The 23,353-nt window shown below is 71.6% G+C and carries 15 protein-coding genes; 12 read left to right on the top strand and 3 right to left on the bottom strand.

What is annotated here, in order from left to right:
- Nucleotides 1–125 precede the first annotated feature (125 nt).
- A complete protein-coding gene (locus BS75_RS47340; RefSeq protein WP_081983465.1) occupies nucleotides 126–3,233 on the top strand; it encodes a non-ribosomal peptide synthetase in 3,108 nt (1,035 codons plus the stop codon).
- A 114-nt stretch (nucleotides 3,234–3,347) separates the two neighbouring features.
- Here BS75_RS47340 and BS75_RS38285 read toward each other — a convergent pair whose 3' ends face one another.
- Nucleotides 3,348–4,343, bottom strand: a complete 996-nt coding sequence (locus tag BS75_RS38285) for a helix-turn-helix transcriptional regulator (protein WP_042439330.1) — start codon at nucleotides 4,341–4,343, stop codon at nucleotides 3,348–3,350.
- A gap of 361 nt (nucleotides 4,344–4,704) precedes the next feature.
- On the opposite strand from BS75_RS38285, the gene BS75_RS38280 reads away from it, so the two are divergent.
- The 6 genes from BS75_RS38280 (at nucleotide 4,705) to BS75_RS38255 (ending at nucleotide 13,123) form a co-directional block, all read left to right on the top strand.
- Nucleotides 4,705–4,920, top strand: a complete 216-nt coding sequence (locus BS75_RS38280; protein ID WP_034091516.1) for a hypothetical protein — start codon at nucleotides 4,705–4,707, stop codon at nucleotides 4,918–4,920.
- Between the two features lie 65 nt (nucleotides 4,921–4,985).
- On the top strand, nucleotides 4,986–5,762 hold the full coding sequence (locus BS75_RS38275) for a leucyl/phenylalanyl-tRNA--protein transferase (RefSeq protein ID WP_034091515.1): 777 nt from the start codon (nucleotides 4,986–4,988) through the stop codon (nucleotides 5,760–5,762).
- Nucleotides 5,763–5,877: 115 nt separating this feature from the next.
- A complete protein-coding gene (locus BS75_RS38270; protein WP_034091514.1) occupies nucleotides 5,878–8,781 on the top strand; it encodes a helix-turn-helix transcriptional regulator in 2,904 nt (967 codons plus the stop codon).
- A 221-nt stretch (nucleotides 8,782–9,002) separates the two neighbouring features.
- Nucleotides 9,003–10,319, top strand: a complete 1,317-nt coding sequence (locus tag BS75_RS38265) for an MFS transporter (protein WP_081983029.1) — start codon at nucleotides 9,003–9,005, stop codon at nucleotides 10,317–10,319.
- A 207-nt stretch (nucleotides 10,320–10,526) separates the two neighbouring features.
- Complete coding sequence (locus BS75_RS38260; protein ID WP_034091513.1) at nucleotides 10,527–10,949, top strand: hypothetical protein; 423 nt, start codon at nucleotides 10,527–10,529, stop codon at nucleotides 10,947–10,949.
- Between the two features lie 83 nt (nucleotides 10,950–11,032).
- Complete coding sequence (locus tag BS75_RS38255; RefSeq protein WP_052070232.1) at nucleotides 11,033–13,123, top strand: NACHT domain-containing protein; 2,091 nt, start codon at nucleotides 11,033–11,035, stop codon at nucleotides 13,121–13,123.
- A 635-nt stretch (nucleotides 13,124–13,758) separates the two neighbouring features.
- On the opposite strand, the gene BS75_RS48830 is transcribed toward BS75_RS38255, so the two are convergent.
- Nucleotides 13,759–13,926 carry a hypothetical protein gene (locus BS75_RS48830; RefSeq protein ID WP_156164330.1) on the bottom strand — a complete coding sequence of 56 codons (168 nt, stop codon included), beginning with the start codon at nucleotides 13,924–13,926 and terminating at the stop codon, nucleotides 13,759–13,761.
- Here BS75_RS48830 and BS75_RS48825 point away from each other — a divergent pair.
- The 5 genes from BS75_RS48825 (at nucleotide 13,925) to BS75_RS38225 (ending at nucleotide 22,276) form a co-directional block, all read left to right on the top strand.
- Nucleotides 13,925–14,377, top strand: a complete 453-nt coding sequence (locus tag BS75_RS48825; RefSeq protein ID WP_152646061.1) for a hypothetical protein — start codon at nucleotides 13,925–13,927, stop codon at nucleotides 14,375–14,377. The genes BS75_RS48830 and BS75_RS48825 overlap by 2 nt on opposite strands.
- 1,345 nt (nucleotides 14,378–15,722) lie before the next feature.
- Entirely contained in the window at nucleotides 15,723–16,226 is a 504-nt protein-coding gene (locus tag BS75_RS38240; RefSeq protein WP_152646062.1) for a hypothetical protein, read from the top strand.
- On the top strand, nucleotides 16,223–18,982 hold the full coding sequence (locus BS75_RS38235; protein WP_052070230.1) for a tetratricopeptide repeat protein: 2,760 nt from the start codon (nucleotides 16,223–16,225) through the stop codon (nucleotides 18,980–18,982). Before BS75_RS38240 ends, BS75_RS38235 begins: the two co-directional genes overlap by 4 nt.
- 198 nt (nucleotides 18,983–19,180) lie before the next feature.
- Nucleotides 19,181–21,547: an FtsX-like permease family protein gene (locus BS75_RS38230; RefSeq protein ID WP_034091509.1), complete on the top strand. Its 2,367-nt coding sequence runs from the start codon at nucleotides 19,181–19,183 to the stop codon at nucleotides 21,545–21,547.
- A gap of 141 nt (nucleotides 21,548–21,688) precedes the next feature.
- A complete protein-coding gene (locus BS75_RS38225; protein WP_152646063.1) occupies nucleotides 21,689–22,276 on the top strand; it encodes a hypothetical protein in 588 nt (195 codons plus the stop codon).
- 185 nt (nucleotides 22,277–22,461) lie between these two features.
- Here the strand turns inward: BS75_RS38225 and BS75_RS38220 are convergent, their stop codons facing one another.
- Nucleotides 22,462–22,878: an anti-sigma factor antagonist gene (locus tag BS75_RS38220; RefSeq protein WP_052440077.1), complete on the bottom strand. Its 417-nt coding sequence runs from the start codon at nucleotides 22,876–22,878 to the stop codon at nucleotides 22,462–22,464.
- Nucleotides 22,879–23,353: the final 475 nt, after the last annotated feature.

Here is a 23,353-nt window from a genome sequence, read left to right as displayed (position 1 = left end):
CAACTCGCCACCACCATCCACACCACCCACCCACCCAAACCACCACCCCACACCCCTCACCCCACCCACACCCACACCCCACCCCCCTCAGCTTCGCCCAACAACGCCTCTGGTTCCTCGACCAGCTGAAGCCCGGAGGCGCCGAGTACCTGATCCCCTTCGTGCTCCGCGTCAAGGGCCTGCTCGACACCGACGCGCTGGCGACCGCGCTCAGCGCGCTGGTGGCCCGGCACGAGATCCTGCGGACCCGGTTCGTCGCCGACGACAGCGGCCGGCCCGCGCAGCTCATCGACCCGCCCGGGCCACTGGCCCCCGCCCTGCACGATCTGCGGGACATCGCGGACGCCGACGCCCGCGAGGCCGCGGCCCTGCAGCTCGTCGCGGCCGAGGGCCGCCGACCGTTCGACCTGGCGGCCGGACCGTTGCTGCGCGCGGACGTGGTCCGACTCGCCGACGAGGACCAGTACCTGATGCTGACGGTCCATCACATCGTCGCCGACGGCTGGTCCGAGGCCATCCTGGCGCGTGAACTGCGGGAGCTGTACAGCGCCGCCCTCCAGCAGCGGGAGGCCGTGCTGCCCGCGCTGCCGGTGCAGTACGCCGACTTCTCGCTCTGGCAGCGGCAGTGGCTGACCGGCGACACCCTGGACCGGCAGCTCGGCTACTGGCGCGACCACCTCACCGGCCTGGAACCCCTCGAACTGCCCAACCAGCACCGGCGGTCCGCAGAGCGCATCGACGACGGAACCGTGCTGTTCACCATCCCGGCCGACATCGCGCAGCGGGTGCGGGAGGCTGCCGCCGGCAGTGGCGCGAGTCTGTTCATGACGCTGTTGTCGGTGTTCCAGCTGCTGCTGTCGAAGTACAGCGGTCAGGAGGACATCGCGGTGGGGACGCCGATCGCGGGCCGGAACCGGGCCGAGATCGAGGACATGATCGGATTCTTCGTCAACACCCTGGTCATGCGCACCGACCTGTCCGGCGACCCGACCTTCACCGAGCTACTGGACCGGGTCAAGGACACCGCGCTGGGCGCCTACGACCACCAGGACCTGCCCTTCGAACGACTGGTGGAAGAACTGGCCCCCGACCGCGACCTCTCCCGCAACCCCCTCTTCCAGACCATGTTCGTCCTCCAGAACACCCCCGACACCCACGCCTGGGACCTCCCCGGACTGACCGTCGAACCCCGGACGGTCACTGCTCCGAGCGCCAAGTTCGACCTGACCCTCACCGTCCACGACGCAGCGGCGGGCGATCTACGGGCCTCGGTCGAGTACCGCACCGACCTCTTCGACCAGGCCTCGGTGACCCGTCTGGTCGGACACTTCCGGTCGCTGCTGGCTGCTGCCACGGCGACACCGGGGGCCCCGCTGTCCGAGCTGGACATGCTCACCGAGCCGGAGCGGCAGCAGCTCACCGTCGAGTGGAACCGCACCGCCGCCCGCTACCCCGACACCGCCACCGTCCACCAGCTCTTCGAGCAGCGGGTGGCCTCCGCCCCTGACGCCGTCGCCGTGCACAGCCCCGGGACGATCCTGACGTACCGCCAGGTCAACGAGCGCGCGAACCAGTTGGCGCACCACCTGCGCGGGCTCGGAGTCCTTCCGGACAGCCTGGTCGCAGTCTGCCTGGACCGCAGCCCTGAACTGCTCTGCGCCGTCCTCGGCATCCTCAAGGCCGGTGCCGCCTACGTCCCGCTCGACCCGGGCAACCCCGTCGACCGTCTCACCTACATGATCGAGGACACCGCCGCGCCCCTGGTCATCACCCACACCGACCACGCGAACCGGCTCCCGTCCGGCGTGCCCCGGCTGCTGGTCGACCAGGACTGGCCCGCAACCGACGGCACCGGCAACCCCGTCCCCGCCGCCGGACCGGACAACCTGGCCTACGTCATCTACACCTCAGGCTCGACCGGCCGGCCCAAGGGCGTCCAGATCGAGCACCGCAGCCTCGTCAACCTCGTCCACTGGACGCTCGACACCTTCGCGCTGGAACCGGGGAACCGGGTCGCCCTGCTCGCCGGGGTCGCCTTCGACGCCTCCGCCTTGGAGCTCTGGCCCGCCCTGGCCGCCGGAGCCACCTGCTGCATCACCACCGACTCCGTCCGCCTCTCCCCCACCCTGCTCCAGCAGTGGCTCCAGGACCAGCACATCCGCGGCACCTTCCTGTCCACCCCGATGCTGGAGGCCCTCGCGGCCCTCCCCTGGGACGGCAGCAGCATCGAGTACATCGCCACCGGCGGCGACCAGCTGCGCCTGCCGGCCGGAGTCCGCCTGCCGTTCCGGGTCGTCAACCTCTACGGGCCCACCGAGGCGACCGTGCTGGCCACCTCCACCGAGGTCACCCCCGGCGACCCGCTCCCCCCGATCGGCCGCCCGATGGCCAACGCCCAGGTCCACGTGGTGGACCGGCACAACCGCCCGGTCCCCGTCGGTGTCCCCGGCGAGCTCCTCATCAGCGGCGCCGGGCTGGCCCGCGGCTACCTCCACCAGCCGGAGCTGACCGCGCAGAAGTTCCCCGAGTACCGGGGCCACGACGGCTCGACCCGGCGCGTCTACCGCACCGGCGACCTGGTCGTCCGGCGTCCGGACGGGCAGCTGGAGTTCCTGGGCCGGATCGACAACCAGGTCAAGCTGCGCGGCTTCCGGATCGAACTGGGCGAGATCGAAGCCACCCTGCTCACCCACCCGGACATCACCGCCGTCACCGTCGTCGTCCACGAGGACGCCCCCGGCGGCAAGCGCCTGGTCGGGTACCTGGTCCCGGCCCCCGGCAGCGACCCGTCCGGGCCGACCGCCGGCGAGCTGCGCGCGCACCTGCAGCGCCACCTGCCCGACTACATGGTCCCGGCGGCGTTCGTCGTCCTGGACCGAATGCCGCTGACCCCCAATGGAAAGATCGACCGCAAGGCCCTCCCCGCCCCCGACCACCAGCGGCCCGAACTGGACGCCGCCTACACCGCACCGCGCACCCCGGTCGAGCGGGCACTCACCGCCATCTGGTCCGACCTGCTCGGCATCGACCCCGTCGGCATCCACGACAACTTCTTCCAACTCGGCGGGCACTCCCTGCTCGCCACCCAGGTCACCAGCCGCATCCGGAAGACGCTCGGCATCGACCTCCCCGTCCGCACCCTCTTCAGCAATCCCACCCCGGCCCAACTCGGCACCGCCATGGCCGAGATCATGATGGCCTCGCTCTCGGCCCAGTTCGGCCGGGCCAGTTAGGGCCGCACCAGTCAGAGCCGCACCAGTCAGGGCCGGTCGGCGCCGGAGCACAGCGCAGCCAGTGGCCGGACATCCCTTGTCCGGCCACTGGCCGATGGCGACCCGGACCGACCGTCAGATCATGTCCTCGGCGCGGATGCTGCCCTCGGCGATCGCCATCGCCCCGAGCTGGAACCGACTGTGGGCACCGAACCGCTCGGTGAGCTTGTCGGAGAGCCGACGCACCGTGCGCAGCGAGACGTCCATCTGCCGCGCCGCGGAGGCATCGGTGAGGCCCTGAGCCCAGAGCCGGAGGATGTGCTGCTCCTGGAGCGAGAGCCGGCCGCCGGTGCGCGGGCGGGCCTCGGTCAGCGGCAGTGCCTCCTTCCACAGCGTGGCGAACAGCGCCGCGAACGCGCTGATGATCGACTCGGCGGTGCAGACCAGGCCGCCCACGACCGAGCGGCCGTTGGCGACCGGCACGACGGCATACCGGTGGTCGATCATCATCATCCATACCGGCAGCGACGGCAGCATCCGCACACCGCCGACCGCCTCCATCTTCCACCGCAGGTAGGGCATGGAGGAGTTGTCGTTGCGGGCACTCTCCAGCAGGATCGAGCGCGACCGCGCGCCCCGCCGGAGCAGGGCCTCGTCCACCGGCCGGGCGGCCTCGATGACCGACTCCGTCAACCGCTCCGTCGGGCCCAGGGAGAGCGCCTCCTCCTGGCAGCCGTCGGCCAGCTCGGCGACCCGCTGCCAGACCGCCGCCTCACCGGAGAGCCACTCCACCCCGGGGACCTGCCCCTGCGAGCGGCGGCCGTGGCTGGCCAGCAGCTGAGCGACCTCCCGCCGGCTGTCGTCGACCTGGAGCTGATGCCGGGCCAGATCCGCCTGCTGCCGGGCGAGCAGTGAGGCGAGGCCGAACTCGGGCGCCACCGGCAGCCATCCGGTGGCGCCGGCGCCCGGGGCGACCAGCGACAGGTTCGCCAGCTGCTCCAGCGCCCCGGCGATCGCGTCGTCGCTCTCGTCCAGTTCCTCGGCCAGCTTCGGTATCTCCGCGTGCGGCTGGGCCACCATCGCCAGATAGACGCTCTTGGCCACGGAATCAATCCCCAGAGTGGTCAGCATTTTCTACGCTCCCAGTGTGTTCCCCGGTCGGCTCGCCTGCTGGGAGAGAGTCAACGGGCTTCCGATACGGCGTACATGCGTACCGGACACCCATGTTCCGGACCGGGCACGTACCGGGCACGTACCGGCTACGGCCCCCTCTGCAGCGGACTCCGCCGGCCCGGCGGGCCGCCCGGGCAATGAGGCTCCGGCCCCTGCCAGAGCCGTGGCCGAGTCGCAGCCACCCACTCCGGGACGGCATGGGTGGGCGAATGCGTACGCGTCCCGCAAATATGGGTGAGACATACGTATGACCCCCTCCTCCGCCGCGGCCAGGCTGTGTCCATCAGCAGGCGGACAAGCGGATGAGGGAGACACGGACATGGCGAACAACACCTGGACCCGGGCCCGGTCGATCGTGGCGATGACGGTCCTGGGCTTCGCGGCGCTCACCGGAGCAACGGTGGCATCGCTCGGCACGACCGCCCACTGCGCGGGCCGCGCCCAGTCCTGCGTCATCCAGGCGGACGGCACCACCCCCACTCCGGCGCCCACCAGCACCGTCGCCCCGGCCGACGGCGGCACCGCCAACGGCTGATCGACGGCACCGCCTTGGACGATCCGCACACTCAATCCCTTGGACAAGATCATGAAGGACCCACGTTGAAGGGCGAGATGGCCTGGGAGCAGGTCGATCTCTCCGCAGCCGCGCTCGACCTACCCATCGCGGTCGGCGGCTCCACCGAGCCCCACCGCCTGCTGGAGGCCCACCGCCACGGCGCCTTCCCCTTCCCCCGGCAGCAGCCGGTCCAGGCCGGAGTCACCAGGCGGACCCTCTACGAACAGCATGTCGCCGACCGGCGGATCACCGCCTTCCCTGCGGCCGAGAGCGATGACGGCTACGCGGTCACCTGGTGGAACCCGGCCGAGCGGCCAGTGGTGCGGGTCGGGTCGATCCAGCTGGCCGGGCACCTGCGGCACAGCCGGTCCGACGGCCCGCGTTGGATCGTCACCGGCAACCACGCCTTCGCCGAGGTCCTCGACGCCTGCCGGGCCGAAGCCGACGCCGCCTGGATCACGGACGACCTCCGTGCCTCGCTCATCGCCCTGCACCGGGCCGGCTGGTCGCACAGCATCGAGGTCTGGTCCGAGGACAGACTGATCGCAGGCCTCTTCGGGATCGGCATGGGCAATGTCTTCAGCGTCGACTCGGCGTTCGAACGACGCCCGCGGGCGACCCGGGTGGCCTTCGCCGACCTCAGTCGCCGGCTGCTCGGCCAGGCGGACCTGATCGACCTTCAGGTCCTGCACGACTACACAGCGGCGCTCGGCACTTCGCCGATCCGCCGCGAGCAGTACCTGGAGGCCCTGCTGTCGGTGGACATGCCGCTGACACCGCGCGAGGGCGTGCTCTCCGTCCGCCCCCTGCCGTTCGGCTGACCCGTGGTGCGATTGACGGGGACGGTGGGGACCCCCGAGCCGCCGCCGGCCCCCTGACTCGCACAAGTTCGGCCGAACAGGGGTGCGATCAGGGGTTTGGGGGTAATGTGCCAGCGTGCAGGTTTCGTCACCGAGTGTGGTCGGTCGTGCAGCAGAACTGAGTGCTCTTCACAACGCTCTGTCCGGTGCCCGAACCGGACACGGCGGAACTGTCTTCGTGGTCTCCGAAGCCGGCCTCGGTAAGTCCCGGCTCGTCCACGAGTGCATCGCCGACGCAACCCGCAGCGGGATGGCCGTGCTCCGGGGCAGGGCTACCGAGGCCGGCGCGACGGTTCCCTTCCGTCCGCTCACCGAGGCGCTGTTCTCGCTGATGCGCGCCGGTGGAGTGCCGGACGACCCTGCGCTGGCTCCGTACCGGGCCGCCCTGGGCCGGCTGATCCCCGAGTGGAGCGAGGGCGCGGGACACCGGGAGGACGACTCCCCGATCGTGCTTGCAGAATCGATCCTGCGACTGCTGAGCGTCGTCGGCCGGGGCCGCGGAGCCCTGATCTGCCTGAGCGACCTGCAGGACTGCGACGCCGAGACCATGGGCATCCTCGAGTACCTGGTGGACAACCTGTCCGGGCAGCCGGTCCTGCTGCTGGCCACCATCCGGTCCACACCCTCGCCCGCACTGAGCCTGGCCCAGTCCAGCGCGCGCGACCGTGCGGCACAGCTGATGGAGCTCCGTCCACTCACCGACGATCAGGTCTGCGAGCTCGCTGCCGCGTCGCTCGGCGTCGCCGCCGACGAGCTGCCGGAGAGCCTGCTGCGATGGCTCACCCAGGGCGCCGACGGCAACCCCTTCGTCGTGGAGGAGCTGCTGCGCGGCGGCATCGACGCCGGAGCGCTGGTCCGCTCCGGCGCCGGATGGCAGGTCGTCGACGGCGTGCCGCGCAACGTCCCGTCCACGGTGGCCGCCAGCGTGATCGACCGCGCCCGGCGGCTGGGACCCCAGTGGCACCACGCCCTCGAAGCCGCCTCCGTCATCGGGCGACGGTTCCCGCTGGACGTACTCCAGCAGATGTGCGGCCTGTCCGACGACGAGCTCTACACCCTCGTCCAGGTCGGCTCCGAGGCACAGCTGCTGGAGCCGTCGCGCAGCTCGCCCGACTGGTGCACCTTCCGCAACGCGTGGACCGCCGAAGCCTTCGCCATCCAGGTCATGCCCGCCAAGCGCCGGTCCCTGGCTGCCGCCGCGGCGGCAGCCGTGGAGTCGCTCTACCCCGACATGCCCGGCGAACTGTGCCAGTTGGCCGCCACGCTGCGGCTCACGGCCGGCGACGAGCCCGCCGCAGGACTGCTCTTCGCGGTGGCCGGACGCAGGGCCCTGGCCGACGGCGCGGCGGCCTCGGCCGAACGCCTGCTGAACCGGGCGATCGAGCTGATCCCGGCCCAGTCCCACGCGGTCCAGCGCGCCGAGGCGCTGGAGTCGCTGCTCTACGCCCTGACGGAGGCCGGCGACGTCGATCAGGCACTGCGCCGGGGCGTCGACCTCTACGGCTCCACGCTGCTCGCACCGGCCCAGCGGGCCGAACTGCTGACCCGGCTGGCCTGGGTCTGCGTGGTCGGCGGCCACTGGGAGAAGGCCGCAGAGCAGGTGGCCATCGCCCGCAGGCTGCTGGCCGAATCGCCGTCACCGGCCCAATTCGCACCGCTGGACGTGGTCGAGGCGCACCTGTTCACGCTGGCCGACAACCAGGGCGACGACCGTGCGGCCCGGGCCGAGGCACTGGCGCTGCGGGCGGTACGGATCGCCGAGGAGATCCCCCTGCCGGCCACCGCCTGCCAGGGCCGTCAGGTGCTCGCCCTGCTCGCCCGGCGGCGCAGCTTCGAGGACGCGGACGTCCATCTGCGCAGCATGTTCGCGACCGCGGACGCGTACGGGCTGCCGATCTGGCGGCTGCGGGCGCAGATCCGGCTGGCGACCAACGAACTGATGCGCACCGGGGACACCGAGCAGATCATGCTCGCCCGTGAAGCAGCCCTCAGCCTGGGCGCGATCACCGCCGGAGCGCAGGCGGACGCCACCGTGGCGATGCAACAGGTGCTCTTCTGCGAGTTCGGTCAGGCCGAGAGCCTGGCCGAACAGCTGCTGGAATCGACGACCCGGATGCACCAGGAGAGCGAGGCGCAGTTCTCCCTGGTCATCAAGATCGCGGTCCAGGCGCACCAGGGGCGCCAGGAGGGGATGCGCCGGATGCTGGCCGAGTTCCGCCGGCTCGGTGGGGAGCAGTCCTTCCACGCTCCGGTCGTCTTCGGCCACCGCGCCATCTGCGCACTGTTGGGCGAGGACCGGCCGGGCGCGGAGGCGGAGATGGCGCGCATCCGCGAGTGGGAGCGCACGCACCCGACGATCTACTACCAGTCGGGCCGCTACGGACTGGGCCTGCTGCTGGAGGTGCTGGCCGACCGCGCAGGTCGGGCGGAGCTCGCCGAGACCCGCGCCGCCGAGGCCTCCCACCTGCGTTGGAACCTGCAGTTCGTGCTGGCGGCGGAGGCGGTGCTGCTGGGCCGGGAAGGTGATCCGCTGGCGGCGGTGAAGATGGCCGAGGCCCAGGCCGCGGCGGCCCCCTACCCGATGGCCCGCCATCTCGCCCTGCGGCTGGTCGCCGAGGCGGCGCTCGCCGACGGGTGGGGTGAGCCGGTCGACTGGCTGCGCGCCGCCGAGCAGCACTTCCACAGCGCCGATGTGGCCGGCATCGCCGGGGCCTGCCGCACGCTGCTGCGCAAGACGGGTGCCCGGGTGATGCAGCGCCGGACCGGCAACAGCGCCGTGCCCGCGCAGTTCTCCAGCCGCGGCGTCACCGCCCGTGAGTTCGAAGTACTCATGCTGCTCGGCGAACGCCGGGGCAACCCGGAGATCGCCAAGCTGCTGTTCATCTCCCCACGGACAGTGGAGAAGCACGTGGCCAGCCTGCTGGACAAGCTGGACCGTGCCGACCGCAGGGGGCTCTCCGAGCTGGTCGGCGGCGGCTGAGTACCGCCTTCGCCGGCGCGGCCGGGCTGCTCGCACTCGCCTCTGCCGGAGGGCGGAGCGGCGCACTCCACCGCGCCACGGCGCTCGGTGACCCCTACTGGGAGACGCCGCCGGGGTTCCCCGACACGGTGGTGATGGTGGTGGGGGCGGCGACGGTGGCGGGACCGACGTGGGTAGGCTGACCGCGGCAGCGGGCGCCCCGTCGCCAGGGAAGGGTGGCAGTGGCTCAGCAGTCCGGCGGGTTCTGGCGGGTGACGTTCTCCTCGCTCAGGATCCCGAACTATCGTCTCTACTTCACCGGCCAGTCCGTCTCGCTCATCGGCACCTGGATGCAGATGACGGCGCAGTCCTGGCTGGTGCTGCAGCTCACCCATTCGAGTACTGACCTGGGCCTGGCCGTCGCCCTGCAGACCCTGCCGGTGCTGCTCCTGGGGCCCTACGGCGGAGTGATCGCGGATCGCTCCGACAAACGTCGGCTGATGATCTGGCTCCAGGTCGCGATGGGGGTCCAGGCGCTGGTGCTGGGCCTGCTGGTGGTTCTCGACACCGTGCGGTTCTGGCAGGTCTGCCTGCTGGCGGTGGTCCTCGGGCTGAACAACGCTTTCGAGAACTCCGCCCGGCAGTCCTTCGTGCGGGAGATGGTCGGCAAGGACGAGCTGCGCAACGCGATCACGCTGAACTCGGTCACCGTGAACGCTGCCCGGGCGGTCGGCCCCGGACTCGGCGGCATCCTGATCGCGACCGTCGGTACCGGCGTGTGCTTCCTGCTGAACGCCGCCAGCTTCGTCGCGGTGGTCGCCTCCCTGCTGCTGATGGACCGCTCCGCGCTGCGGCCGAGCCCGCCCGCGCCCAGGGTGGCCGGACAGCTGCGCGAGGGACTGCGCTATGCGGCGGGCGTCCCCTCGATCGCCGTGCCGCTGGCGATGATGGGCCTGGTCGGGCTGCTCGCCTACGAGTTCCAGGTGTCGCTGCCGGTGCTCGCCTCGCACACCTTCCACGGCAACTCGGAGACCTACGGGTTCATGACCGCAGCCATGGGCATCGGTGCGGTGATCGGCGGACTGTTCACCGCAGCCCGGGGGCGCACCGGGATCCGGCCCATGATCGTCGCCTCCACCGGCTTCGGCCTCGGGATACTCGTCACCGCGTTCGCTCCGGCGCTGGCCCTCGCCTACGCCGCGATGCTGTTCGTCGGCTGGGCGAGCGTCTCGTTCATCGCCATCGGCAACTCGACCGTGCAGCTGGCCGCGCGGCCGGAGATGCGCGGCCGGGTGGTCGCGCTGTGGCAGGTGGCCTTCCAGGGGACCACCCCGATCGGCGGACCACTGATCGGGGTGGTCATCTCGCTGACCGATCCCCGGATCGGACTGGCGGTGGGCGCGGCGGCCTGCCTGGTCGCCGCGCTGGGCGCCTACCTGTACGTCGGGCGGGGGCGGCCCACCGCCACCGGGGGCGGAAGCGGGCAACCGTCCTCCCCCGACCGGACGACGCGCCCTCTGCGGCACGGCACCGCCGGCGAGCTCTCCCAGCCGGGCTAGAGCCTGTCTGACAAATGATCACCTGGCCGGTTCGCGGAGCCGGCGGATCAGGCCGCTGACACGCTTTCCCCGGCATCAGGCAGGAACAGTGCCATAGATCTGAGCAACGGCACCACTGCGTGGAATGGCTGTGGCTACCCTGAACGCCCGGGCGGTGCACCGCAGCAGGCGGCGCACGCCCAGAACCCGGGTTGTGGGGGGAGCACCGTGGTCGATGCCGTCACGCTTGCGCAGGAGATCACGCCGTACATGGCAGCAGCCGTGGGCGCCTACGGTGCCGCCGTGCTGACCCGCGCTGAGGAGCAGGCCGCCGATGCCACGGTCTCCCTGGGCCAGCGCCTGATCCGCCGCCTGACCCGCGGCACCGACAGCGGCCCCGGTACCGTGGCTGGCGCCGTCGACAGGCTTGCCGGGTGCCTGGCCGATGACGATCTGCAGGCGCTGCTGCGCGTCGCGGTCGGCGACGCCCTGCGGGGCGATCCGGACCTCGCCGCCGAGATCGCGGCCTGGCCCCGCCCGGCCGCTGCGCAGGCCACGGTGACCATCACCGCCTCCGGCTCCCGCTCGGTGGCGGTCCAGACGGCCAACGGATCGATCACCACCGGTGACTCCCGCCCTGCTGGCACGTGACCGTGCCCACCCCACCCGAACCCGAGGGACACGGGCCGGCCCACACCGCCGTCACGGCCTCGGGCGATCGAGCGGTCAGCGCAATGGAGATCACCAACAGCGTGGTCCACACCGGGGACATCGTGAACGTCACGGTGCTTCCGCAACTGCAGACGGACGAGCAGGACGCGGCAGCAGCTGAACTGGCGAAGCTGGTCCGTCGGCGCCTCGCAGCGGAGGAGGACAAGCTGCAGATGAGCGCACCTGTCCGATTGCCCGTGCTGTGGCAGGCAGCACCGCTGGAGCTGACCGCCCAGTGGGCAGCCATCCGCAAGGTCCCGCTCACGGACCCAGCTGAACCTCTCGATCTGACCAACGGGCGCGGGGACCTCTGCGCGGTGTACGAGAGGATCCCGTCTCACCGCCTGGTGCTGCTGGGCCCCGGAGGCTCTGGCAAGAGCGTGCTGACGCAGCGGTTCGCCCTGGATCTGCTGGCGAAACAGAAGGAGGACGGGACTCGCGAACACACCCGGGCCGTCCCGGTCGTCTTCAGTATCGGGTCCTGGAACCCGACCGTCCCGCTGAAGAAGTGGATGACCCGCCAGTTGCTGCGCGACCACGCGGGTCTGGCGGCGCCGATGGCAGCCGAGCTGGTCGAGGACCGCCGCATCCTGCCCATCCTGGATGGGTTCGACGAGATCGCTGGAGAACTGCGTCTGAAGGCACTGGCAGAACTCAGCAGGACATCCGACCTGCCCCTGCTGCTGACCAGCCGCCGCAAAGAGTATGAGGACGCCGTAGCACGCACGGGTCCGCTGTCCTGCGCAGCAGCCGTCGAACTGCTCGGCCTCCCCCTGGACAAGGCGACCGCCTACCTCTCCCGCGCCAACGAGCGCGCGTGGGATCCCGTCCTGGACGAACTGCGCCAGCGCCCCGGAAGCCCTGCGAGCACCAGCCTCACCGAAGTACTCAGCACCCCGCTGATGGTCGGCATCGCCCGGACCGTGTACAGCGGCGGCTCCGGCCGCCGCTCCTCGGAGCTGCTCAAGGAACCGCTCCTCAGCGCCGGAGCCCTGGAGAACCACCTCCTCGACCGCTTCGTCCCGACCGTGTACGCCAGGCCCGATGACCCGTCCCGCTGGGACCCGGAACGCGCCCAACACGTGCTCGGCTACCTGGCGGACCATCTGAGGCGGAGAGGCAACAGCCGCGAGCTCGCCTGGTGGGAGATCGGCGCCGCCCTGGGCCGAATCCAGCGCGTTCTCGTAGTCGGGCTCGTGGTCGGGCTGACCTTCGCAGTGACAGACAGTCTCATGGCGGCCACGGTGCTCCTGTGGACCGGCATGGGGGTCCCGTTCCCGTTCGCCCTGGAGCTCATCGGCGCCCGCGCGACAGTGGTGGGGGCGGCGTTCGCGCTCATCCACACACTGCGGCTCAGGCTCGGAGCGGTCGAGCCGTCACGGGTACGGCTGCGGATCAGGGGAGCCTCCTGGCACAAACCGCAGCAGGTACGGAAGGCCTTCGCCCTCAGGTTCAGGGACGGGCTGGTCCTCGGAGCGGCGGGCGGATTCGTGGGCCTGGGCGGACTCGTGGCCTCGGACGGGATCATCTTCGACCTCTGGGACAGGCTCCCCGGCGGACTGGTGAACGCGCTGCTGGCAGGGTTCGTAGCCGGACTGGTCGGCACGCTCGCGTGCGTGCTGCTGCTGAGCCTCACGATGGCCCTGCTCGCCTGGTTGGAAGCTCCGATAAGGACGGAGGCCGCCGAAGGCCCCCTTGCGCTGCTGAACGCGAATCGCACAACAGTCCTGGCCCAGTTCCTGGTGACGGGCCTCGTCAGCGGAATCGCGCTGGGGACCGTCAACGGGCTCCTCCAGGGTGCTGCTCAGGGAGTTGAATTCGGGATCGTGGCCGGCACCGTCATCGCGGTCGGGGGCGCGCTGGCCCTGACCGGCTGGGGCCAGTGGGTGGTCTTCGGTCGCATCTGGCTCCCGCTGACGGGACAGTTGCCCTGGGCAGCGGCCGCATTCCTGAAGGACGCCCACGAGCGGGGCGTCCTGCGCCAGGTCGGCGCGGTCTACCAGTTCCGCCACGCCCGGCTCCAGGACCGTCTCGTCCACGGCGTCCGGGTACGCCACAACCTTAGCCGCCCTCATACCGGTCGCCGCCCGGCCGACCCCACTCCCATGCCGTGACCGTCCCCCAGTGGGGCCACCGGCGGATCCAGAGCGAACTCGCCCGCCTGGGGCATCCGATCGCCTCCTCCACGGTCCGGGAGATCCTGACCGCTGCCGGCATCGATCCGCACCCCCGCGCAACGAGCATCGGCCATCCCGCGCCCCGCACTCCGCGGCACCCCGCACGCGTGCCAACCCGCGGCCAGGGCCGGCCTGGAAGGGGGTTCATGACACCTACAGGGCAGCGTGGCAGCTGAAATGACCAACCATCAGCAGATCAGCCATCGCAGACTGGGATGCGTTAGCATCACCGGCGTGCGGCCGGGGCTGTCGATCGGGGGCGGCTCTCCCGGGCGGCCGATGGATTTGCTTGCCTCACCTGACTGGTGACGGCGGGTTGAGCCTTTGGAGAGCGCCATGGCTGATGGGCACGTTGCTCCCGCCCCTCCTGGGCCGTCTGAGCCCGGGCCTGGCTCGGCGGCGGAGCAGGGGCTCGCTTGGGCGCCCTGGTGGGCCTGGGGGTTCGTAGCGGCGATGCCGGCGGCGTTACTGAGCCTGGTGACGCCGTGGTTGGGGGCAGTGTCGCCGCTGGACGGGAGCGGCTTCACCTACAGTGCGTGGACCGATCCGTGGTTCGGCCTGATCGGCCCCCTCTACTTGCTGGTCGCCGGTGGGCAGTGGTTCGGGGCGTTGCGCGGGAGGTGGGCGCCTCCGTCCCGCAGGGACTGGCGGGGGGCTTCGAGGTGGATCAGCTTCGGCTCCGCCGCGTACGTGCCCGTGCGCACGGCATCGCCCGAGCGCCGACTGCCGGCTTCCGCCATGGAGGACCCCATGCGGGCAGGCGCCCGTTGGTCTGCGTGGTACGGCGTCGCCGCCCTGGTCCTCCTGATGGTGAACGCGGCGCTGTTCCAGCCGTACTACTACAGGACCGACGTCAGGGTCGGGGCCTTCTCCGAAGAGCGGAGGGACATGCCCGTCCATTCGGATTTCGGGTTCTACTGTCTACTGCTCGCCGCAGTGATGTTCGTGGCGACCGGTGTCCTCGGCGTCGTCCTGCAGAGCCGCGCGCGCTTGCCTGTACGGCCCGCCGGACCCGACCTGTACCTCCTCCTGGGCGCAGCGGCCGACACTCCTCCGGGGTCCCGCGAAGGGGCCAGCCACACGCCCGGCCCCCGCTCGGTCGGCCAGGACCCCGATGGCCGGAGATCGACCAGCGGGCAGGTCGCACGGCCCCAACACGAAGGTGGAGGAGCCACCGAACCCGGCCCGTGACTGCCGTGACCCCCTGCCGGAGTTCCGTCCGTGCAGGTCGGCGTGGCCTTCGCAGTCGCGACCGCGTTCCGTTCGACCATGGCCGGTGTCCCAGGCGGAGCCGCGCTTGGCGTGCCGGGGCTGGGTGACCTTCAGCTCACGCGGGTAACTGCGGGGCGGGCGCTTCGCGCTGAGCCGGGCATCCGGTGCTACTGCGGGGGCCGCGGGGTCGTCAGTGGCTCACATCGGTGTCGTGCCCAGCAACGCCCCGCGCCGGAAAGCCCTGCCACTGCTCGCGGCGGCCCGGGCGACGGCAACAAGGACGGTGCCTCCAGTACGAATTGATGCCGGTTCGACCGCCGGGAGCCACGTCGCGGTGGCCCGGCCACCGACTCCGCCGAAGTCGCAGCAGCGGTCAGCTACCCTCCGGACGAACCCGAGCCGTCCTTGACGGTCCAGGTCCCGCCCACGCACACCGGCGGACCGTAGGTGTAGGTCTTCCCGGACGGCGTCGTCGCGATGTACTCGATGTCATCGTGGCATCCACTGGAAATACCGAGGTTGATCGCCCACGGGTTCCTCGCCCCCGGGAGTACAACGCCGGGGTTCTCGCTGACGGCCGTTGCTCCGGGCCTTCCGACAGCAAGGTGACTGATCCGGACCTGCTCCTTCAGTTCGTTGTGGATGGTGAGTTGGGAACTGGGCTCGCAGGCCGTGAGCCCGAGGACCGCCAGGCCACACGCGGCCAGGGCCACCCCGGTCGACCGTGTCCGCCCCCGACCGCCGGTGGTGGTGTGTTGCGGAAGCATTACGGTCCACGCACCTCGGCTTCATTGGTCGTGGTCCAAGCGGTGCTTCCATCCGCCTCGATCTTCACGTAGCGACCGGTCGCCGCGAGATTGATCGCCCGGTACGTCTTGGACTGTACTGCGGCGATGTGGATCCGGGACCGGCTCGACCAGATCGGCGCCGATGGCATGCACATCGCCGCCCCGAACACGGCAGAGGAGGGATGATCCGCCTACAGGGTGTCGTCGGTCCCTGGCCCTGATCGTCGTAGCTGTCGGGCCTCGGCCGCCCTGGGCGGCGCGGCTGCGCGCGATCTCGTCCCAGGTGGTCGTCGCCATGGTCCCTCGTGTGCGGCGCGGACGTGTGCCTCGCGGTCGGGGCGGCTGTCGCTGGGCGCCCGGAGATTTCGGTGATCAGGGCGGACAGCGGCGCCTGGCTGTGGTCGATCATCCTGGCACTGACGCCGTACGCGGGACCACGCCCCAGTAGCGGCGGTCGCTCTGACCCCCCGTCACCTCATTGGGCCGAACGGGTGTCACAATGGGCCTTGAGCACGAGCAGCGGGCAAGGAGGCAGCATGCGCCGCAAAGTTCTGCGTTGGCTGGTGGGCCTACTGCTGGCCGTGGTGGTCTGTCTGGTCGTCGGCTTGCTGGTGACGCGCTGCATTCCGGTGCGCCTGGTCAAAACGCCTGACTGGCGCACGCTCTGGGGCGTCACTGCGGGCAGCGTTGCCGGCGGGGTCGTCGGCCTGTGGGCCAAGGTGTATGCGACCGCGCCGCCCCCCGGGGAGCGATCCGCGACGGACGGCGAGGGCGAGGCCCACTCCGGTGCGCCGCAGTCGCCGAGCACCGGTGAGGTGATCGTGGAGGGCGCGAACAAGGGTATCGTCAGCACGGGCGATGACACCCGCAACTGGCAGGGCGCCGGTGAGCCGCCACCGGGCCTGCTCCAGGCCGCCCCCGAGTCCAGCACCGCCGCGGGCACTCCCCAGGGGTCCGGGGCGGTCCGCCTCACCCAGGACAACCCGGGGATCGCCAGCACCGGCCGCCGCACGGTCAACATTCAGAACCAGCCGCGATGAGCAGATACCGGAAGCGCTCCGGGCCGGCGCCTGCAGAGGCGCCGCCCGACCCGGCCGCGACCGGCTCGATCTTCGCCGACGTGAACAACGGCATCGCCAGTACGGGCGACGGAGCCACCAACGTCATCAACCGCTACGAAGGCACCGCCGCGTACCGGATCACTCCCCTGCCGGACGGCCGGACGGCTCCGCCCGGCGGGCGCTGGACCGGCAGCCCGAGCGGGCTGCTGCTCGCCAGGAATCGGCAGGTGCCGTTCACCGGCCGGGCGCAGGAGGTGGCGGAGCTGGTGCGCTGGTGCACCGACCCCGCCGGGCCGGACCGGGCCGCCCGCCTGCTGCACGGCCCCGGGGGCCAGGGCAAGACGCGACTGGTGCTGGAGCTGGCGGCCGAGCTGCCCTCGGACTGGTCCAGATGGGAAGCGACGCCCGGCGGGACGAGCCTCGCCTCGCCGGGTGTCGAGGCCCCTGGCCGGCCGGCGCTTGTCGTTGTCGACTACACCGAGCGGTGGCCCGTCGGCGTGATGAAGACGGTCGTTGAGGACGTCGCCGCCCGCTTCCGGGGGCGGCTGCGCCTGCTGATGGTCGCGCGGGCGAACGCAGGGTGGTGGAGCAGCCTGCGTGACAGCCTGCGCGCCAGGGGTCTGATCCCCGACGAACAGCTGCTGTCGCCCCTCGCCGGCGGTGCGGCCGACGACCGCCACGCAGCGTACCTGGCTGCGCGCCGGCGCTTCGCCGACGCTCTGGGAGTCCGGGGCCACGAGGCTGCCGAGGTGCCCACGGACCTGGGCGACGAGCGCTACGGCCTCATGCTCACCGTCCACATGGCCGCCCTGGCCGCGGTGCACGCCCTGGACCGCAACGAGCAGCCCCCGACCGACCCCTCGGCGCTGTCCGCGTACCTGCTCGACCGGGAGCGGAACCACTGGGAGGAGGCCCACGCGGGTGGCAAAGGGCACGCGGCCCTCAACGCCGACGAGATGGCTCAGGTCGTGTACGTCGCCACCCTGGTCGGCCGGCTGCCCTACGACGAGGCCTGCACGGTCCTGGCCAAGGCCAGGGTCGAGACCCTCCGTACCCCCGGGGTGCTGCTCAAGGCGCACGCCCTGGTGTACCCGTCCGGCGACGAGGACGGCTTCCTTGAACCGCTCTACCCCGACCGGCTCGGCGAGGACTTCCTCGCGCTGTGCACGCCCGGGCGCCCCGGACGCCAGGCGCCGGATCACTGGACCCGGGGTGCGCTCGACCGGCTGCTGGACGTAGCGGAGACCGCGACCGCCCCTGACTGGCTCCGACACCTGTGCACGGTGCTCGTCGAGACCGGGCGGCGCTGGCCGCACGTCGCCCAGGACCACCTCTCGCCGCTGCTGCGCAGACGGCCCTGGCTCGCCCTTGCCGCGGGCGGCGCCGTCCTGGCCGCGCTCCCCGCCCTGCCCGGGATCGACCTGGTGTCACTTCTGACCATCGCCGCGCGCTTCCCCCCACGTGACAGCGAACTCGACGTCGGCATCGCCGCCGTGATGCTGGCGCTCGAACCGGCGCTGCTGGATTCGGCCGCCACCGCCCGCAGGCAGGCCGACATCGAGCGCGAGGTCAGCATGAGGCTGTTCAACGCCTCCCTGCACGAGGAGGGCATCCGGGCGGCGCAGCGCGCCGCGGACCTGTACCGGGGACTTGTGGACGGAGCGGTCGACGGGGAACGCACGGCGCTGCTGATTCGGCTGGCCGACGCCCTGGACAGTCTGGGCATCCACTTGGAGCTCACGGGTCGGCCCGCAGTCGCCCTGACGGCGACCCAGGAAGCGGCGGACATCCTGCGCGACCTGCCCGGGGACGGGGCCACCGGTGATCCTCCGTGGTTGCTGAGCCGGGTCCTGGCGAACCTCGCGGGTCGGCGGGGTCTCGCACCCGCCGAGCGGCTCCGCATCGCCGAAGAAGCCGTCGCGGTGTCCGAGCAGTGGGAGAATAATCACCCCGGCTGGTGGGCGGAGCTTGCAGGTGCGCTGGAGAACCTGGCTGGCGCCCTCGCGCGGCACGACCGGCATCAGGAGGCGGTCGAGCGCACCCGGCAGGCGGTGGCCATACGCAAGACCCAGTTCGAGCAGGCGCCGAAGGGCTACGGCCCGGACTACGCACGCGCGCTCGCCAATCTGGGCCACAGGCTCAGCCGGATCGGCGAAGCCGCCGAGGCGGAGCGGGCCACCCGGGAAGCGGTGGTCCTCTACCGGGAGCTGGCCTTGGCCAACCCCGTGGAACACCGGCCCAGTCTCCTGGACGCGCTGCTCCACCTCGCGGTCCTGCTCTACGTTCAGGGGCTCTCGCAGCAGTCCGTGCCCGTGTACGAGGAGGCGTTGCAGGTCGTTGAGACGTTGGCGGGCTCAGGGAACGGGTACGAAAGTGAGCTCGCCGACGTGCTCGACGGCCTCGGGCTGGCCTACGGTCAGCAGCCGGAGCGGTTCGACGACGCCGTGGCTGCGCTCGCGCGTTGCGCGGACCTGCGACGGCGGCTGGCCGCCGAGGACCCGGACACCCATCTCCCCCACCTGGCCCAAGTGCTGGTCGATCTCGCGAACCTGCACGGTCAACGTCCCGAGCAGGCGCCGACCCTGGCCCTGTTGGACGAAGCCGCCGGCGTCCTGCGGCGCCTGCGGGACGCGGACCCCGACCGGTACGCGGCGCAGCTGGCCAGGATCGAGTCCGTCGCCTCGGACCTGCGACAACAGCAGACCGGCGGCGGCACCGGCGACCGTCAGGCGTGACCGGGGCACCGCCAGGGGCTGTTTGCCCCGACGCCGGGCAGGTCCCGGCGCCAGCCGTATACACGTGTCGGTATACATCATGTGTATAGTTCCCCGCATGTCACTTGGTCCCACCCCTCCCGGCCTCCCTCCGCGCCTGTCTCTCGTCCTGCTGAACGACCGTCCCGGTCGCCGCAACCGCTGCCTGGCGGGTGCGATATGAGCGGACGTCGGCTCGACCAGTACGCCCTGGGGCTGCGACTGGCGTTCACCGGTGGCCGGGACCCCCTGGTCCGGGTGCTGCTCTCCGCCGTAGCGATCGGACTCGGCGTCGCCCTGCTGCTGCTCACCGCCTCCGTCCCGGGCATGGAGCAGCACCGCGACGCCCGTATCCACAGTCAGTACGACATGCTCTACGGCTCGACGTCGATGCGGGCGAGCGACCGGACCGTGCTGATCGCGGATACCTCAACGGTCTTCCGGGGGCAGGACATCCGCGGGCGGGCGGTACAGCCGGAGGGCGTCGACGCCCCGCTCCCGCCGGGTGTGGCCCACTACCCGGGGCCGGGGCAGATGGTGGTCTCCCCCGCGCTCGCGAGCCTGCTGCGGGCAAACGGCAGCGGACTGCTGCGGGCGCGGCTGCACTACACGCCGGTCGGCACCATCGGCGAGGCGGGACTGCTCGGCCCCGCCCAACTGTCGTACATCGTCGGCAGCGACAGCCTCTCCTTCGCCGACGGCGCGGTCCGGATCGACGAGTTCGGGCACCCCTTCACCAGCAAAGCGCTGAATCCGCTGCTGGTGCTGCTGATCCTGGTCGGGTTCGTGGTGATGCTGACCCCGGTCGTGGTCTTCGTGGGCGCGGCCGCCCGCTTCGGCGGCGACCAGCGCGACCGGCGGCTCTCCGCGCTGCGGCTCTCCGGCGCGGACCGGCGGATGACCGCGCGGACAGCCGCCGGGGAGTCGCTCGGCGGAGCCGTGGTGGGCCTGGTGCTCGGCCTGCTCTTCTTCCTGATCGGCCGTCGGCTGCTGCAGAACTTCAGCGTCGAGGGGCTCAGCTTCTACGCCCAGGACGTCAGTCCGCAGCCGGTGATCGCGGCGCTGGTGGTGGTCGTGGTCCCGGCACTGTCGATCGCGGTGACCCAGCTGGCGATGCACCGGGTGTCGCTGGACCCGCTCGGGGCGGTCCGCCGCAGCGTTGCGCGGAAGCGCCGACTCTGGTGGCGGGCGCTGCTGCCAGTGGTCGGGCTGGGGGTGCTGGCCCTGGCACTGCGGTCCCCGCAGGGCATCCAGCAGACCCAGGGGATGCTGCTGACCGCCGTCGGGATGCTCCTGCTGCTGGCGGGCGTCTCCGCGCTGCTGCCCTGGCTGGTCGAGGCCGCCACCCGGCGCGTCCCGGGCGGCTCCCTCTCCTGGCAGCTCGCGGTCCGCAGACTGCAGCTCGGCTCGGGCCCGGCGGCCGGGGCGGTCAGCGGCATCGTGGTCGCCGTCGCCGGAGCCATCGCACTGCAGACCCTGTTCCTCGGCATTCAGTCGAGCTTCACCCCGTCCGCACAACTGTCGGCGTCGGTCGCCGGCCCCCGCAGCGGCAGCCCGGCCGCCCCGGCCGTTGCTGCCGTCCCTGCCGAGGTGACCTTCCCGGGCACGCCCTCCCAGCAGCTGACACAGTACGCGGCGGAGATCCGCAGCAGCCCGGAGGTGGCCACGGCGGCCGGTGTCCACGACTTCTACCTCACCGGGCCGGGCAACGCGAACGGCTCGCTGCTGCGCGTCGCCGACTGCCAGACCCTCGCCACCTTCGCGGTGCTGCCCAGCTGCAAGGACGGTGACTCCTTCGTCGCGCTCGGCTCCGGCTACAACAACACCGCGCTGCTGGACCGTCGGGGGACCGTCGTCAGCACGCAGAGCCTCGGCGGGTCCATGGCCGACGGCCCGGACTGGCGGATCCCCGCAGTGACCGCAACCGTCCACCAGACCGACCCCGCAGCCGATCCGGACAGCATGGGCATCGGCATGCTCTTCGCCACCCCGGGAGCGGTGCCGGGCGCACTGCTGACCAGCGGGACAGGCGCGATCTTCGTCGGACTCGACCCGACCGGCCCCGACGTCCAGGACCAGCTCCGCACCACCGTGGCGCTGCTCTCGCCGTGGGCGACCGTTTCGTTCCCGGACTCGTCCGACACCAACCACGACTTCACCTCGGTCACCCATGCCCTGCTCGCCGGCGCGGCGCTCACCCTGCTGCTGGTGGCCGGCAGCCTGCTGGTCGGCCAGCTGGAGCAACTCAGAGAACGCAAGCGCTCGTTGGCCGCGCTGTTCGCCGTCGGCGCCCGCCGTCGGACGCTCGCACTGTCGGTGCTGTGGCAGAGCGCGGTGCCGGTCGCCATCGGCCTGCTGCTGGCCGTCGGCGGCGGCCTGGCCCTCGGTGGGGCCCTGCTGCACCTGGCCCAGCTCCCGGTCGGCTACGACTGGCCCGGCGTCGCCGCGATGGTCGCCCTGGCCGGCGCGGCGGTACTGCTGGTCACCCTGCTCAGCCTCCCGGTCCTGCTCCGGACCATGCGCCCGTCCGGCCTCCACTTCGAGTGACCGCCCCGGCGCGGCGGCGGGCGCAGCGGCCGTCACCGCGCTCGGGGGAGCTCGGGGAACGACTCTTCATCGCCGAGCTGGGCCGGCCGGCCCCGCTCGACTTCGAAGACTCGTTAGGGTGATTCCCCGCTCGATGAGCGCGTGCGACAGAGCGCGCAAGCCATCATGGACTACCACCTCTCCAACCGCACCGTCGACTTCCCCGGAGCGGCAGAGATCATCGAGGACGGCTACCGGCCCGGCGACGCCGTGGTCCATCTGCGCGGTCGGTTGGCCTACCGCTCGGTCGACCTGGGCGTCGGCTACTACCTCCCCGGAAGCATCGAGCTGCGGGATGTCCTGGTCACGCGGACCGCCACCCAGCTCGACAACCTGTGGGCCGATGAGTGCGCCAACCCCAGCACCTGCGCCGCCGGTCAGCACGCCCGTCGGGTCTGGGTGGTCACCCTCGGCGTACTGCCCGGCAACCCCTTCCCGAGCCTCCCCGGGCAGGACGTCCGAGCCCTTGAGCGGACATACACCAGAGTCGAGACGCACAGCCTCAAGGACATGACGGTCACGCTGATGTCGGGCAGTGGGCTCTCGCCACTGGCACCACGCGCCTCCCGGGCAGAGGTCGACCGTTCAGACCGACTCGTCCGCCGCCAGCTGCAGCTTCGCCGGGGTCCGTCCCCCGCCATGTCCGGACACCGGTCGGGCAGGACAGCGTCGATCCGCTCCGTTCTGTGATCACGTGAGGCCGAGCGGGGCGAGGGGTCGGCGGGCGTCACGCGCGTTGCGGCGGAAGCAGGTGGTCTCTCCTGTCTTCTCGCCGACGTCGCCGCGCAGACTCCTACCGTCGACGGACAACCCCCGTCGCCGATCCCGTCCGAACATCACGAGGCACTGCCCGACCGGCTGTGGAGGCCCCTTGTTCACAGCAGCTCCGTCGTGCCGTCAGGAGACCGGTGGCGCAGCGCGTGGTCCAGGGCCTGCTGCAGGGTGGTGACCGGTTGCAGGACGTGGTGCAGTCCGGTGGCCCGCAGGATCCGCAGGTGCCACAGGCGTAGGCACACCACCCCCAGGTGTCCCCCGCCCTGTAGGGCCTGGTGCCGGGCGGTGCACAGGACGCCCAGGGCGGTGCAGTCCAGGAACGCCGCCGGGCGCAGGTCCACCACGACCCGGGCCCCGGGGACTGCCGTGACGGCGTGCAGGTTCGCGGCGACCTGAGAGGCGGCGGCGATGTCGATGGCGCCGTGGAACTCCACCACGGTGACGCCCTTCACCTGCCGGGTGAGGGCGTGCCCTGGCGGCTCGCAGGAATCCTCGACCGGCACGGGGCTTGCGCCCATAGAGTGGCTCCCGGCTCAGCGGCCCGCGTTCGACCGCGGGCGGGTGGGGTGATCGGAGATCCACCGGGGTCCGGGGTGACACGGCCGACAGTACGGCTCCAGCTCGTGCAGAACGGTTCCAGCGTCCGACCTCTTCACTCATCCAGGTGATATATCTGCCAAGGCACCCCAGAAAGGGTGCACCGAGTGGCTACACGGGCGCGGCACTGTCGCGGGGCGGCGCGGCGGTGGTTCAGTCTTCGTCTTCGTCCGGGGTCACGGCCGCAGCGACGGCGTCGAGCTGGGCAGTCAAGTCGTCGGTCAGGCGCGCGAGCAGGCGCGCGAGCAGGCGCGCGAGCTCGGTGCGGTCGTTCGCGGGCGGGCCACTCGGCTAGCGACGAACTCGTCCTCATCCGCCCCGACGGCTACATCGCCACCCGCCGCCCCACCCACGACCTGACCGCCGTCCTCTCCCTCGCCACCGCACACGGTCAGT

It is taken from the genome of Streptacidiphilus albus JL83 (assembly GCF_000744705.1).
Taxonomy (GTDB): domain Bacteria; phylum Actinomycetota; class Actinomycetes; order Streptomycetales; family Streptomycetaceae; genus Streptacidiphilus; species Streptacidiphilus albus.
Note: the sequence above shows the minus strand (reverse complement) of the source record. Positions and strands in the feature narration are given on the sequence as shown.